1 pseudogene is annotated in these 421 nt (G+C 43.2%); it reads left to right on the plus strand.

What is annotated here, in order from left to right:
* Nucleotides 1-417 (plus strand): annotated as a pseudogene (locus WCE05_RS26175) (hypothetical protein); the annotation flags it as partial.
* Nucleotides 418-421: the final 4 nt, after the last annotated feature.

Raw genomic sequence — 421 nt, forward strand, 5'->3', positions numbered from 1 at the left:
CTACCAATAGCGCCACCGTCAACAGTAAAAAATAGTGGTTCAGAAAGAGCGAAGAAGTCAGGAAGGAGAACTCTTGCTGCAAAAAGGAAAACTTTGTTAGAAGAGCTATGGGGAGACGAGCTTGAACAACTCAAGGTATGGAATCGCCATGAACATGACGGGTATACAACAGTGCCAAGAACGCTGACATATATCAGTCGGATCCTCGATTACCTCGGAGGTACGGGCCAGCCATTGTCTCAAACATATCTGGCTCTTTGGTGCAGAGTATTTGATGAAGGATTTGTGGAAATAAAGGATAAAGATGGATTTGCTTATGAGGCTGGTTTTAGCGGACAGCGAGCTGTAACCACATCGACAGGGAGGATGATAAAAATAAGAGATTTAGTTTTCATAACAACAAAACCACGCACATAAAGTG

Origin of the sequence: Pseudomonas sp. I2 (genome assembly GCF_040984075.1) — a bacterium.
Taxonomy (GTDB): Bacteria; Pseudomonadota; Gammaproteobacteria; order Pseudomonadales; family Pseudomonadaceae; genus Aquipseudomonas; species Aquipseudomonas guariconensis_B.